The organism is Bradyrhizobium sp. MI1.11 (assembly GCF_055811255.1).
Window position 1 is genome coordinate 1 of record NZ_JBVVPM010000102.1, and the last position, 13,215, is coordinate 13,215.

At 59.0% G+C, this 13,215-nt stretch carries 10 protein-coding genes and 2 pseudogenes; 5 read left to right on the plus strand and 7 right to left on the minus strand.

Annotation, left to right across the window (positions count from 1 at the left end; genetic code table 11):
* Nucleotides 1-163: 163 nt before the first annotated feature.
* From tnpB to AC0L30_RS41300, 3 genes are all read right to left on the minus strand, one after another.
* Nucleotides 164-364 (minus strand): IS66 family insertion sequence element accessory protein TnpB, encoded by a 201-nt coding sequence (gene tnpB / locus AC0L30_RS41290; protein WP_473309155.1) that lies wholly within the window; start codon nucleotides 362-364, stop codon nucleotides 164-166.
* Nucleotides 361-717 (minus strand): hypothetical protein, encoded by a 357-nt coding sequence (locus AC0L30_RS41295; RefSeq protein WP_473309156.1) that lies wholly within the window; start codon nucleotides 715-717, stop codon nucleotides 361-363. Before AC0L30_RS41295 ends, tnpB begins: the two co-directional genes overlap by 4 nt.
* A gap of 468 nt (nucleotides 718-1,185) precedes the next feature.
* Nucleotides 1,186-2,655 carry an MDR family MFS transporter gene (locus AC0L30_RS41300; protein WP_473309157.1) on the minus strand — a complete coding sequence of 490 codons (1,470 nt, stop codon included), beginning with the start codon at nucleotides 2,653-2,655 and terminating at the stop codon, nucleotides 1,186-1,188.
* Between the two features lie 60 nt (nucleotides 2,656-2,715).
* Between AC0L30_RS41300 and AC0L30_RS41305 the strand changes: the two are divergent.
* Nucleotides 2,716-2,862: pseudogene (locus AC0L30_RS41305) on the plus strand (IMP dehydrogenase); the annotation flags it as partial.
* A gap of 785 nt (nucleotides 2,863-3,647) precedes the next feature.
* On the opposite strand, the gene AC0L30_RS41310 reads toward AC0L30_RS41305, so the two are convergent.
* Together AC0L30_RS41310 and tnpA are read right to left on the minus strand one after the other, a co-directional pair.
* The gene (locus AC0L30_RS41310; protein WP_473309158.1) at nucleotides 3,648-4,682 is read right to left on the minus strand and encodes an alpha/beta hydrolase family protein; all 1,035 of its coding nucleotides are present in this window, start codon (nucleotides 4,680-4,682) and stop codon (nucleotides 3,648-3,650) included.
* A gap of 573 nt (nucleotides 4,683-5,255) precedes the next feature.
* Nucleotides 5,256-5,702 carry an IS66-like element accessory protein TnpA gene (gene tnpA / locus AC0L30_RS41315; protein ID WP_473309159.1) on the minus strand — a complete coding sequence of 149 codons (447 nt, stop codon included), beginning with the start codon at nucleotides 5,700-5,702 and terminating at the stop codon, nucleotides 5,256-5,258.
* Nucleotides 5,703-6,370: 668 nt separating this feature from the next.
* On the opposite strand from tnpA, the gene AC0L30_RS41320 reads away from it, so the two are divergent.
* The 4 genes from AC0L30_RS41320 (at nucleotide 6,371) to AC0L30_RS41335 (ending at nucleotide 10,833) form a co-directional block, all read left to right on the plus strand.
* Nucleotides 6,371-7,423, plus strand: a complete 1,053-nt coding sequence (locus AC0L30_RS41320; protein ID WP_473309164.1) for a KamA family radical SAM protein — start codon at nucleotides 6,371-6,373, stop codon at nucleotides 7,421-7,423.
* Between the two features lie 428 nt (nucleotides 7,424-7,851).
* Nucleotides 7,852-8,370 (plus strand): gamma-glutamyltransferase, encoded by a 519-nt coding sequence (locus tag AC0L30_RS41325; RefSeq protein ID WP_473309160.1) that lies wholly within the window; start codon nucleotides 7,852-7,854, stop codon nucleotides 8,368-8,370.
* 34 nt (nucleotides 8,371-8,404) lie between these two features.
* On the plus strand, nucleotides 8,405-9,502 hold the full coding sequence (locus AC0L30_RS41330; protein WP_473309161.1) for a D-alanine--D-alanine ligase family protein: 1,098 nt from the start codon (nucleotides 8,405-8,407) through the stop codon (nucleotides 9,500-9,502).
* Nucleotides 9,503-9,948: 446 nt separating this feature from the next.
* Entirely contained in the window at nucleotides 9,949-10,833 is an 885-nt protein-coding gene (locus tag AC0L30_RS41335) for a MurR/RpiR family transcriptional regulator (RefSeq protein ID WP_473309162.1), read from the plus strand.
* 406 nt (nucleotides 10,834-11,239) lie between these two features.
* Here the strand turns inward: AC0L30_RS41335 and AC0L30_RS41340 are convergent.
* Nucleotides 11,240-12,151: pseudogene (locus AC0L30_RS41340) on the minus strand (transposase); the annotation flags it as partial.
* Between the two features lie 355 nt (nucleotides 12,152-12,506).
* Entirely contained in the window at nucleotides 12,507-12,713 is a 207-nt protein-coding gene (locus AC0L30_RS41345) for a cold-shock protein (protein WP_473309163.1), read from the minus strand.
* Between the last annotated feature and the right edge of the window lie 502 nt (nucleotides 12,714-13,215).

Sequence of the window (13,215 nt, forward strand, 5' to 3'; positions counted from 1 at the left end):
TCAGCACCCCGAGCCTACCGGCTCAAGGGGGGCAACGCCGACCTCTTCAGAAATTCAACAGAACCCGGGACATCCCCGATTAACTCACCTGCCCCGCGCTCAGCCCCACCACACGGCCCACCGTCGCCGGCCAGACAAAACGGCCACGGTCCAACCGCTTCGCCTAGAGCGACAGTCCAACTCCATCGTGCCACAAGGCCTTGATCAGCGAACCGCCGCGTCCGCGGAACACGAAGACATCTCCGGCAAACGGATCACGACCTATGCCTTCCTGGACCAACAATGACAAACCCTGCATGCCCTTGCGCATATCGCTGTGGCCGGTCGCAATCCAGATCCGTGTGTTCGAAGAGATCGGTATCATCGACGCTCCAGAACCTGCAGCACCCGCGCCAGCGCCGCCGCATCGACACTGCCGTCGACAATCACTCGACGATTCCTGCCAACGACGATCACCATCTGCCCGCTCGTCGATGTGGCAGCAACTGCCGGCTCGACCTGAGTGGCTACGACGACCCGCGCAAAGCCAGATTGCTCGCTTTGAGGGCTGATCGGCTCGGGCCCGAACGGCACCTGAAGCCGTTCAAGCTGAGCAAGATACTTAAGTCCGGCTGCAAAGCCGAGGAGTCGAAGCTTAGGACCGCCCAGCGTCTGACCAATCTGATCTCGCGCTTTTGCATCCTGAGTTGGCGGGTCTTCTGAATGACGATGCTCCACCGTTCCACTCCAGACGCGCCACCGCCCCCTCGCGTTGACGGCGACCGAAATCGGCGTGCTCGATCGCCTCGTCAATGACAAATCAAAAGCGAGAAAGACGCTTTCGCGCTATCTCATCAAGATAGCCCGGCTCGGCGGTTATCTCGGCCGCGCCAGCGATCCGCCCGCTGGCAATATACGGTCATGTGGCGCGGGCTGTCGCGCCTCACACCGACATCGAGCTGGGCGCCTTGGTCGGAGGAGAATTGGGGTTAATTGAAAGCGTCACCGGGAAGAGCCGGGTGCGGGAGATCCGCTTGCCCGGATCTGTGAGGGCGAAAGCCAAATGGCTGAGCTACTCGACCACGGACGCAAGCGCGCGGCCGAAATGCCCTAAAAAGCCGTTCACGGTTTGAGCCGACGCTCAGGCGCGGTCCAGATAAGGTTCAGTTTAGCTTGCTCGGGACTTTTGGCCCGATGAGTCTGAGCTCAGCCCTGATCCCGCCCGTCCTGGGTGTCCTCCGTCGCGACCTTAACGGCGGCGATGGCGGCGTCCTTGCGGCAGGAGATATCGATCGCCTCGCGGCCCGAGATTTCATGGCCTGCATCGTCGGGCATTTGCCAGAAGAACCAGGATGACGCCGCCGATATGATCGCAACCACGACGAAGGCCGGCGCAAAGACGCCTGCGGTGAGCTCGGTCTGCTGATGAAGTGCCAGTACGGTCTCGAGTGAGAAGGCGCCGACCGCGATGCCGGCTGATGCTGCGAGCTGCTGGTTGACGCTGACCAGCGTGGTGGCGCGGCTCATCCGCGCCGGCTCAATCTCCGCATAGGCCACTGTGTTGATCGCGGTGAACTGCAGCGAGCGGAAGAAGCCGCCGACGACCAAGATGATGATGATCAGGAGCAGCGGCGTCGTCACCGTGAACAGGGCGCAGGCGGCGAGGAAGAGAGACGAGACCACTGCGTTGATGGTCATCATGTGGCGGAAGCCGAAGGCGCGGATGATGCGCGCGGCCAGTGTCTTCATGCCCATGGCGCCGACGGCGGAGGCAAAGGTCACGAGGCCGGACTGGAGCGGCGTTAGCCCGAAGCCGACCTGCATCAATAGCGGCAGCAGAAACGGCGGAGCACTGAGACCGAGGCGGAACATGAAGCCGCCGATAATAGCCGCGCGGAGCGTCGGCAGCCGTAGCAGCACGAAATCCAAGACCGGCGATCCGGTGCGCCGCGCGTGGATGATGTAGAGCGTCATCGACACGGTGCCGACGCCGACCAGTAACGAGATGACCGACCACGGCAGCAAATTCAGGCCGGCTACCGAAAGGCCGAAGGCCATGCCGGCCAAACCGATGCCAGCGAGCGCCAGCCCCTTGAGATCGAAACGCTCCGGGTCTTCGCTCTTGATCGGATCGATGTATTTCAGCGCCATGAAAATACCGAGCAGCCCGACGGGGATGTTGATCAGGAAGATCCAGTGCCACGAGAAATAAGTGGTGATGAACCCGCCAAGCGGCGGTCCGATTACCGGGCCAATGAGTGACGGCACCGTCACCCATGCCATCGCATTGACCAGCGCGCTCTTGTCGATCGAGCGCAGCAGCACCAGGCCCCCTATCGGCGTCATCATCGCGCCGCCAAGGCCCTGCAGCATGCGCGCGAACATGAAATGGGCGATCGAGGAGGACAGTGCGCATCCGACCGAGCCCAGCATGAACACGCCAACCGCGATCGCAAACACCATGCCGGCGCCAAAACGGTCTGCAGTCCAGCCGCTCGCTGGAATGAACACCGCGAGCGAGAGCAGATAGGAGGTGATCGCGAGCTTCAGCGTCAGCGGGCTGGTGCCGATGTCGGCGGCGATCGCCGGCAGCGAGGTCGCGATCACCGTAGAATCCATGTTCTCCATGAACAGCGCAGTGGCCACGATGAGAGAGATCAGGCGTTCTTTGTTCATCAACGTCCGATGGCTGAGATAGCTGAAAAGCAGGCGAGAGGGCTGTATCATCCAATTGCTACACGCGCTATTGCGCTCCGCGTCACCAGCGCGATGCTGGTGATGGCTTCTGCCATGGACACGGTCAGCGAGGCGCGCATGGCGATTGCGATGGCGCAGGCCGGGGGTATCCACCGCAACTTCGGCCCCCAAGGGCAGGCCGCTCAGCAACTTTCTGGGTCTCGTCGCCGATCTCGCGGTTGCGCGGGTAGTGCTCGTCAGTGTGCAGTGCGTCGAGCACGCCCAGCGTGTCCTTATCACAGTGGGCGAATTCTTTGGACCGCCGGGCGAACTCGGCGATCTCGGTCGGGCAGACGAAGGGGAAGTCTTTAGGGTAGAAGATGATCTTCCGTCTGGCGCGAAAGCTACTTTCACTAGGCGTCTCGAACGCGCTTTGCTCCTTGTCTTGCCGCATTTGAAAGCCGGGCCGCACTCCCGTGATTTCGAACGACGGCAGCTTATCTACAATTCCAAGCATGTTGCCCTCACAAGGTTTATCTGTTCGGAAAACAACGTTTGCGCCATCAGCGAAGCAAGGTACGTGCCACCCGCTTCGCAGATCAACTGTCAGAAGTGTAGCATTCGATGGTTGCTTGGAAGCATCTCAACGCCATCTTTTTGATCTGAACGGGTCGATTGTCCTACATTAGTAAATTGGCATGATCCGTTCGGATGTGTCGGCTAGCTGTCGGACCTATGACGAAAGTTCAGCCGAAGCTAGAAGGAAAAGGGAGGCGCCACATTCGTCATCTCCTAGCCGGAATGCCCATAAGAACGCCCCGCCTGACTCTCTTCAGTTGAAAGCTGTTGATCGAATGCATCCGCAAGCGGAGCAGGCTCTTGCCGGGCCGCCAAAGCGGCTTGCCGCTGTATTCGCAGCGCCTCTGCGGTTTCCTCGAATTGTTCGCGACGACACCTCTGCACGAACTATTTTTTAAAGCCGCGGCGGTTTACTAACCTGCTTCCGCCGTCATCGGCTTTGGTGGATCGAGGTAACGAGCCAAGAACCGGTAGATCTCAAGTCGAGCGTCGCGTGCGACTTCGGTGTCGATCAACTCAAAGATGTGTTCGCCCGGTGGATCCTCGTAGATCTTGTATTCGAACTCCTTATCGCGAAACTTCAGGGCCTCGATGAGCTGTTGGACCTCGAAAACGTTTACGTCGGAATCGTTCGAGGCGGTGTGAATCAAGAGAGGAGTATGGAGTTTGTCGGCGTTGTAGACTGGCGAACGCCTGATGTACTCGTTCACATCGTCGAAAGCCGACTTTCCTATGCTGCTGAGAGCGCCGTAGTCATCGATGGGATAACCGTGCGCCCCTTTTGCCTTGGTGCCAGCTCGCAGCGCCAGGTTACTGACGGGAACTCCTGCGAAGGCGACCCGATACGCGTCTGGGTGATTGAAGATATTCCATAGCGTCAGAAATCCGCCATGACTCCAGCCAAGGACACCAACGCGGCGCGGATCGAGAAACGCATACTGGGCCAGCATCCATTGACCAGCGAGGTAGACGTCCTCGATTTCTTTTCCGCCGTAATCAATCTGATTGTAAAAGCCGCTTCCGTAACCTGTGCTGCCGCGATAATCCGGCGCGACGACAACATATCCCTGCTCGATAAGTTCGCGAATGACTGTAGTGTAGTCGTCACACTTCACGTTGCCATGCACGCCACCGTGTGCGAATACAAGCAAGGGAGACTTCAGCGTTTTGTCTACAGATTTCGGGATAAACACGTAGGCGCACATGACCAGCGGATTGCCGGACGCTTGCGCGGTCGGATTCTCCTCGTATCGTGCGGGTCCGGCGTAGCGGATTTTCGAAATGCTGGCGATATCTTCCACTGACTGCCGCCATAGGACGTCATCGACACGCTTGATGATTTCATCATTCCGATGCTTCTGTTCGACAAGAGCTGACTCAATAGCCCGAAGACGCTCGGCCATGTCATCCGCGCTGAATGAACTCCCAGTTCCGCGTTGGTTTTTCATGCCCGCTTCCTAGTTTCAAACGTCGTGTTCTTCCTATGAACCCGGCAGGGTGGATAATCATGTTCGCCCGCACGATAACACACACTCATTTTTGTTTGCAACGTATGTGTCGGTATTCGAAAATGAGTCGGATGGATCATACCAATAAAGAGATCGGGGCGCCCGCGGGATGAAAGAGAGTGCCCGGTCACGTTCATGTACGAGAGCGAGAGGTCAAGCACCTCTTCGATGACCGTCCTGAAGGCCCTGCAGAGGCCATCGCATCACTGATTATGTGCTGCAGACCACCAAAAACGGCGGCAGAGCCCTCGCTCCAACGAGGCTGCGCAACTTTATCTACGATGCAACGTAAGCGTCGTAGGCGTCGCCTGAAGGGCATCGACATAGGACGATCCGCTCCTTCGGATAGCGAGCCCAGGCGCGATGGTTCCGAGCCGGACCCGGAAGCCGCTCAGCCGCAGCCGTGACGATCAAACTTCTTGCTATCAGAGATATGTGCGCTCTCATGAGCTCCTGGAAGTCCCCTGCTTGATGACCTCGGCGCGCGCTCATTTGGCGAGGCAGATAACGTGATCATCGCGCCGCGATCAAAGCAGCGTGTCGTGACGCTCGCATCGCGCGGATCACCCGGGACAGCTGCTCGCCATCTATGGCTGTGTCCGTCCGCAGCACGACATCACCGATCGCGATCTCAAGCTTGATCGCCGGAGCCGGACGCTCCTCCAACGTGCTTTCCACGACTAGCGGTGCGAATGCCGACTGCGACGCCTCGCACGGCGGCAACATGCCCCGGTGTCGAAACCGCCGTCGCCAATCGTAGATCTGCCAGCGCGTCGATCCGTGCTTGCGCGCCACCTCGGACACCTGGGCACCAGGTAGCAGACTCTCGGCGACGATCCGGGCTCTCTCAGCCTCCGAACGCACCCGGCGTCCGGACGCTCCTTCGAGGACCTCCAGCCGGCTCACCGGCCCTAACGGTGAGCCGTCCAAACAGACGTCCTTTTTGCTGTCCAATCCCATCCAAACCTCCGTCCAAGCCGGAGGCCTTCTTCGCAGATTCGTTCTAACTCTGAAGCAAGGGTATCGGCTTCGCGCTTACTGTTAAACTCACAGCAGTCGCCGATTACGCGCGCAGAATTAGCGTCCAAGAATTGGCGTTGCTGGTGAGCTATTGTTCTCAAATTGGCGATCTTGTAAGTTCGAGTGTGGACCGGATGCTCGCCAATCTCGCCCCAAAGGCGTTCTAGCCGTGCCGCTCGCGCTTTGTCGCTCTGTCCGATCGCCGCAATATAGGCGCGCAGAAGGCGTACCACGGCCACACGTACCGCCCCGTCCGTGTTGATCTCATCTGCGTTATGCGGTCGTCGAGGTTCGTTGACAGCAATCTCCTGTTCTAAGTTGACCGCTCGGGCTATCGTGTTCAGCTGTGTTCACTTGAAGACGTCTATGTTGGCTACCCGACACGCTAAGACGAAAGTATTCCGCCGACGCTGCGCGAAACGTCTTTATTCCCCTTCAAGCAAGGCTCTCACGCACCTTTGTGTGGCACGTCGATTGCTGGGACACCGTCAACAGTTCGTAGACGACAGACTGTCTCCCGACGAGGAGCTCACATGACACTTGCTCGAACGACCCAGATCAATGCGATGGACACTGCGGGTTCGGTCCCGCGGCCTCACACTGTCCTCATGAACTTCATTGAGGGGACACGCGTCGTCACCGAGGGTGAGCTGAAAGCCGCCAGCATGACGCGTCATCTTGTCACAAACTTCTATCGTGAACAGATCACCAAGAGTGGTTACTACGACCAGCTTAAGTACGTTGTGGAGCCCTCATTCGAGGAGATCGAGAGTCCCGGCAGTCTGGATACAAGCGGTGAGCACGACAACACGGTGATGCCTGGACTTCAGCACAAGTACGCCCAGACGGGATTGTTGCTGGTAACGGACCGTTGTGCTTCATATTGCCGCTATTGCTTTCGCAAACGCATTGTCGGCAAGAACTCCGATGAAGTCGCACCTAGTTTCACCCGACTTACGCAATATATTGCCGCCCATGCTGAGATGACGAACGTGCTGCTATCGGGAGGCGACCCGTTCGTGCTCAGCACCGCCAAGCTCGACAAAATTCTTGATCATCTGCTGCCGATCACACATTTGCAGTCAATTCGATTCGGCACAAAGATAGTCGCCTTTGAGCCCAGCCGGTTTGAGGATCCTGCTCTGCCGGCCTTATTCCGACGGATCCGTGAAGCGGGTAAGACCGCTGTGATCGTCACACATTTCGATCACATAGGCGAAATTTCGGTCGATGCGGAGCGCAACATTCGCTCCTTGTGCGCACAGGGCGTGCAGTTCCTGAACCAGTCCGTGCTTCTCGCGAAGGTCAATGATGATCCCGGGATCTTGGCGGCGACCTTTGCCAAGTGTCACCAGATGGGCGTCCGCCCATATTATCTCTTTCAGGGCAGGCCGGTGAAAGGCGCATCGCATTTTCAGGTTCCGCTGCAGCGCGGAGTAGAGATTGCGCGCGGCATCAACCAACGTCTCAGCGGCATTGAAAAGACATTCAAATACATCATGTCCCATCACACAGGAAAGATCGAGGTCCTCGACCTCGGAGGCGATGGCCGTCTGTATATGCGCTATCATCAAAACAAGACTCCTGAGAAGATCGGAAAGATTTTTTCCCGGCCGCACCTCGAGGGAGCCTGTTGGTTGGACGATTTGCCCGAAGAATAAGATCAAAAGGCGCGCAATGTTGGTTATCGACCGAGACAGAGTGAAGCAGGAAGCCCTGGCCAAGTGGCAGCGGTATGAAGCGGTGGTGATGCCTTTCCCACCCGCCGCCGGAGCCGGGCTAGAAGCCCTGGTTGCGTGTGTGAGCCCAGTACATCGGGGCTGCGCGGTACACCGTGTTGTTCGTCCGTTTCGCCGACGCTCGAACGGAGTCCATCGATGGACAATCCCGTGCGCCAGCAGTTGCTTCGCCGGGCACGATCAAAGATGGCGAGCAGCGGCGCGGCATCACGCGCACGATTCCATCTAATTCCGTAACTGGACGCGCGAGCAGGAAATGCGACGTGCTCAACCCGGAAAGGCTGATTAGTTCCCGCTATCCGCATCATTAAAGAAGGCTAACACTATTGCAGCACCGACAAACCCACTGGATGGCGGATTATGTGCGGCCATCGCCGGCCGGCAAGCTGTTTCTGGAAACCGGTCAGCTCCCGGACATCGGCAGCATGTTTCGAGGACCGGAGCGCGCCGCCACGCTACGCCGGCTAGCCGATCTCGGCACCGACTTCTATCCGGGCGGGATCGCCCAGCACATCGCAGCTGATTTGCGCGCGGCCTGCGATCTTATCACCGAAGAACATTCAGCGAGCTGCGCTCCGCCCGCGCAGGTAGAGCCGGTTTCGACGACTTACCGCGGCCATCGGATTTTCACCCTCCCGTGGTCTGACAGGTGGCCTCCAACTCTTGTTTGCGGCTCTCATCATCGCGACTTTGAACAGCTTGCCACGTATGTTGGAAGTTTTTCTGCAGGATGCATCTCGCTGAGCAACAAGTATCTTGATTTCCGTCTTTTGAAGGGAGCAAGTCCGCTCGCCGGGCCGGCCCTTACCGGCGGGCACCCAGGATCCAGACGAGCCATTCCCCTCGATCAACCAAATCCGAGCGAATGAACGTGACAGTGGACAAACATCCAGGGAGTAACTGATGCGGGTAGCCGTCGTGTGGAACCATGATCGTACGGGCGTGATCAATCGGTTCGGTCAGTCTGCTCCAGAGGAATACGGCCGCGAGGCGGTCGAAAGCGTGGTAGCGGCACTGCAAGAGGGCGGCCATGAGACGCTGCTGTGCGAGGGCGATAAAGGACTGCTCGCTACACTCGAACGATTCATGCCCCCCGATCCACAAGCCCGCCCCTCCGGAATGGTCTTCAATTTGGCGTACGGAATTCAGGGCGAGTGCCGTTACGCCCACGTTCCGGCCATGCTCGAGATGGCCGGCGTTCCGTACACCGGATCAAGCCCCTTGGGGCATGGGCTGGCGCTCGACAAGGTCATTGCCAAGAGGCTCATCCGCGATCGCGGCGTGCCGACGCCGAACTTTCGCGTGATGCGTCGTGGAACCGAGAGCACCAGCGACCTGCGATTCCCAGTCGTAGTGAAGCCGCGTCACGAATCCACCAGCTTGGGATTGCAGCTTGTACATGAGCCCACTCGCTTGAGGCAGGCCGTAGAGGTGATTGTCACGCAGTATGCGCAGGATGCACTCGTTGAAGAATACATCGAGGGGCGGGAAATCTGCGTGGCTCTGCTGGGAAACGAGCAGCTCGAGGTGTTGCCTCTGGTGGAGCAGGACTTCGGCGACCGCGAGACACGTCTTATCACCTGGGAAGACAAGAAGCACGTGGTGGTCGCGGAGCCGCAGAAGATTTGCCCAGCGCAAGTCGGGAGTAAGCTTGCGACGATGCTGCGGGATATTTCGGTCGCGACCTTCCGTGCTTGCCTGTGTCACGATTATGCCCGTGTCGACGTTCGGATCGATCGCTCCGGCCAGCCCTTTGTCCTAGAGATCAACTCCATGGCGGCACTCGGTGTACGCACCTCTTATGTTCTGGCCGCAACGAGCGGCGGACACAGCTTCTCGAGCTTGGTCAGCCGCATCCTCGATGTCGCCCACACGCGGCATTTCGGAATCGGCGTCCCCAAGGCCGAACACGCGTCGAATCATGATCGGAGTTTTCCGCCGTCAGTTAGCGGACCTCTCGGCTGTCCCTCTGCCACTCGCATGGATCCATCGACGCGATGACGGCCAGTCGGCGCAGGCGAATAGAGCGGGACCCCTCTCCTGGAGCTCTCGAACGTGGTGACGCGCAGACTACCGCGGCTTTGACGGATGCCGACAAGGGCGCAGAAAGGAGCGATAATACCACTAGTAGCGAATCCTTACATGGCTCATTGCAGCCCGGGCCATCGCGCCTCGCGGTAGGGCGGGCGAATTGTTTCCTGTTACGGAGCTATCCTCGGCGCGCGTGTCGTCGCCTGAATTTGAGCGCCTCAATTAGCTGCCCGGCCGCACCTGTCTGCGTCCGTGCGAGACGTGATCACGCCCGAGATCGCCCTCAAGATGGTCCAAGCGGTGGGCATCGTGTTCCGTCGCGGCGAAAATTCGTCACAAGGTCTTGTGGGCCAAGGACATGCGGCACAACTTGGCCCTTCAATTGGGCCGGCCGCGACGGCGGGAAGTGTATCGGAATGGAGTTGCCCATCGCAGGTGCCATCAAGGACGGCTACGAGCGGCTGCCGCGACAAATGAAGGTCGCCGCACGTTGGCTGCTTGATCATCCGACCGAGGCCGCATTGCTGTCGATGAGGGAGCAGGCGCGCCGAGCAGGCGTACCTCCGGCGACGCTAACACGGTTTGCACAGCGCCTCGGCTTTGATGGTTTCGACAGCTTAAAGGAGGTATTCACAAATACCATCAGGGAACGCGCCAAAAGTTTCGCGGGGCGCGCAAAAGAATTGCAAGCACGACGACAGGTTGAGGGTGATGCCGCCGCCCTCATCGTTGATACGATCGATGCCTTGCATGGCCATCTAAGGGACCTCGCCCGTCCATCCGCGGCGATGGCAGCCGCAGCCGATCTCATGGTGGAGGCGCGAAGCATTTTTTGTCTCGGCCTCCGATCAAGTTTTCCTGCAGCTTATCTGATCCATTATGTCAGCTCATTGCTCGGCTCGCCCACGGTGCTGATCGACGGAATGGGGAGCACGCATAATGATGCGCTCCGGTCTGCCGGTCCAGGAGACATCCTATTGGCGGTTACAGTTAGCCCGTACACGCGCTATACAGTGCAAGCTGCCAAATTCGCGGTTTCACGCGGTGCAAAAGTAGTCGCGTTGACTGACAGCGAGCTATCTCCGATTGCCCAGCTTGCCGAAGTGGCGATTCAGGTTCGGACCGAAACGCCTTCATTCTTTCACACCGTCACTCCCGCGTTCGCTGCGGCGGAGCGTCTCGTGGAACTCATGGCAGCCAAGCGCGGCAGCCGCGCGCTTGAAGCATTGGAGACTGACGAAGCACGTCTGGCAGCATTCGAAACTCATGTCCGGCAGAGACAGCGCAGGCGCGAGCTGTAGCCCACGGACAGAGCCGCTGATGCAGAACCATTTTGCTGAGTATGAGGATGCGACATCTCGACGTTCAACCCTTCGATATATGTACTGTCATGTGCGGTCAGCGCAGCTTGGCGGTCGCTCCCGGGTCCTGAGCGACCAGACCGTCACGATCCTAAACTGCTGACCTGCGCGGAAAAGCTTCGCTATCAGGGGTATCTGCGGCGCCAGGACAGCCATGCCGCAATTGCGGCGCTTGTCAGCGACAGTGCCGCTCAATGAGATCATCCGCCGCAGAGGACATAATCGCAATCTGGTTCGCCAAATTAGTCGCCGCGGCGGTACGGATATTTTCCGCACCCGTCAAAGTACCCTGGATGAACACCTGCCGTTCCTGGACGCGCAGTGGTCAGGCGGCTGTCGCAATCGGCGAGTTGGTCAGCGTGTGCGCCACCATGATCTGATGGGCGCCATCGACGGCGGCCTGTGCGTTGTAGCCCTGGATGAAGCCGTTTTTGGTCGGCATTACGCGGCTGTCGGGATCGGTGAAGTTGCGTTGTGCCTTGTCGCTCGGCTTTGCCGTGCCGGCTTGGATTTGCGCCCCGGCCGGCCCTTGCCGCCGTCGCTGGTGCCGTCGTCGTCTGGCTTCGAGGCGGCTTTGGCTTCGGCGGCAGCTTTGGCTTCGGCTTCCAGGGGGGCCTTAGCGGCACGGATCTTCTCGAGCCGTTTCTCATTGTTGGCCATCTAGTCCGATCTCGTCGCCGCGCTTGGAGGCTCCGAACTGACGATCCTCAGCCTTGTCGGTCTGGGCGGCTTCGGCGAGCCAGCGTTGGACTTCCGCTGCAAACCTCGGTTCGGCCTTTTTCATCCTGCCATAGCTCATCGCCTTGATCCCGGCATTGGCCTTGATCTTGGTGCCGTCGAGCGCCACATGGCCAAGCTTCGCAAGGCCGGTCTCGCGGCACAGCTTCAAGACCTGTCGGAACAGGTTCGATAGCGCCGCCAGATGGCGTTTGCGGAACTCGCTGATCGTACGGAAATCCGCCCGCTGCATTCCCGTCACCGCCGCAAAATCCAGCCGCTCCTCGCAGCCCCGAGCGATCCGTCGGGACGAGTAGATACCCTGGCTATACGCATAAAGAAGAAGCGCCACCATCATGCCGGGATGATAGGGCGGAAAGCCGCGCTCCTCGTCGTAGACATCCATGATCGCCGACAGGTCCAAACCGGTCCGAACCGTGTCGCGGACAAGTGGGCCACGTGCCCGGAGGCACCAATCCTGGATCGACGGCGGCAGCAGCCAAACTTGATCAACGTCCCATGGACGAGATGTCTTACTCATCCCTCGTTTGAATCACGACACTTGTTCTTCGTCGAGAACAATCCGATTACTCGGACAGGCTCCTAGCGTTGCGTTCACGAAGCTGAGGGTTGAGCACTAGCCGGAATGCGAGGCATTCTACCATCGAATATCCACTGGTTGGACACTCGCCGGAGCTGTCCTCGTGCTGGCCGGGATTGGTCGGATGGGTGTTTCAAAGGATCGCCAATCGCCCGATGCCGAAAAAACCACTGTCGGACCCGACGAAACGCGACGAGAACTGAAAGGACCCCAGTGCGTAACGCGCTGGGGTCGTTCCGAGGTAAGCGCCAGACTTGGGCTGGGGGGCTGAGGGTCAGGCGCCTACGACAACAAATCAGACACGCAGATTTTCCGCGCTGCTCTTACCCCGCTTCGGGTCGACTTTAACCTCGTAAGAGACTGTCTGCCCTTCGCGCAGGTCCGAGAGGCCAGCGCGCTCGACGGCGCTTATGTGCACAAAAACATCTTGGCCGCCCTCATCCGGCTGAATAAAGCCGAAACCCTTGATCGCGTTGAACCATTTTACAACACCCGTCGCCACGTCCGTCTCCCATTAAAGCAATACTGTAGACTAGTTCAGATCAGACCACCCGGGCAACACCGACCTGCGTATTGGCGCACAATCTCTGCTGCTTCGGCGTCAGCACACTTCGCTTGAGCTGTCGAGAGCCTGGCGATCCTGCTTACATGCCAGAGACTGATCACAGCCGACTAGTTTGACGCAGGTGAGTTTTGATCTTTGCGCGATCCGCGTACGCTGCGCTCATCGCATCGTTCTGATCCTCCATCCTGTTGCGTCACTTGGTTGACGAAGGTCACGTGCAGGTAATCGGCTCCTCGAACCATCAAGCAAGACGCGAAGCCTATTGCGCGTAGCGCCGAACCCGAGAACGACTCTTTGCTTACCGCTGAGACGCGATCCCGCCGCATCGCCACGACCACACGCTCTTCCGGGGTCTTCGAGCGGGGGATGTCCCGGGTTCTGTTGAATTTCTGAAGAGGTCGGCGTTGCCCCCCTTGAGCCGGTAGGCTCGGGGTGCTGA

Bases quoted from the DNA above. Each gene is read 5' to 3' on its own strand.
- AC0L30_RS41320 (WP_473309164.1), top strand. From the start codon at position 6,371: ATGAACTTCATTGAGGGGACACGCGTCGTCACCGAGGGTGAGCTGAAA.
- AC0L30_RS41300 (WP_473309157.1), bottom strand. From the start codon at position 2,655: ATGAACAAAGAACGCCTGATCTCTCTCATCGTGGCCACTGCGCTGTTC.
- AC0L30_RS41310 (WP_473309158.1), bottom strand. From the start codon at position 4,682: ATGAAAAACCAACGCGGAACTGGGAGTTCATTCAGCGCGGATGACATG.
- tnpA (WP_473309159.1), bottom strand. From the start codon at position 5,702: ATGGGATTGGACAGCAAAAAGGACGTCTGTTTGGACGGCTCACCGTTA.
- tnpB (WP_473309155.1), bottom strand. From the start codon at position 364: ATGATACCGATCTCTTCGAACACACGGATCTGGATTGCGACCGGCCAC.
- AC0L30_RS41330 (WP_473309161.1), top strand. From the start codon at position 8,405: ATGCGGGTAGCCGTCGTGTGGAACCATGATCGTACGGGCGTGATCAAT.
- AC0L30_RS41325 (WP_473309160.1), top strand. From the start codon at position 7,852: ATGGCGGATTATGTGCGGCCATCGCCGGCCGGCAAGCTGTTTCTGGAA.
- AC0L30_RS41335 (WP_473309162.1), top strand. From the start codon at position 9,949: ATGGAGTTGCCCATCGCAGGTGCCATCAAGGACGGCTACGAGCGGCTG.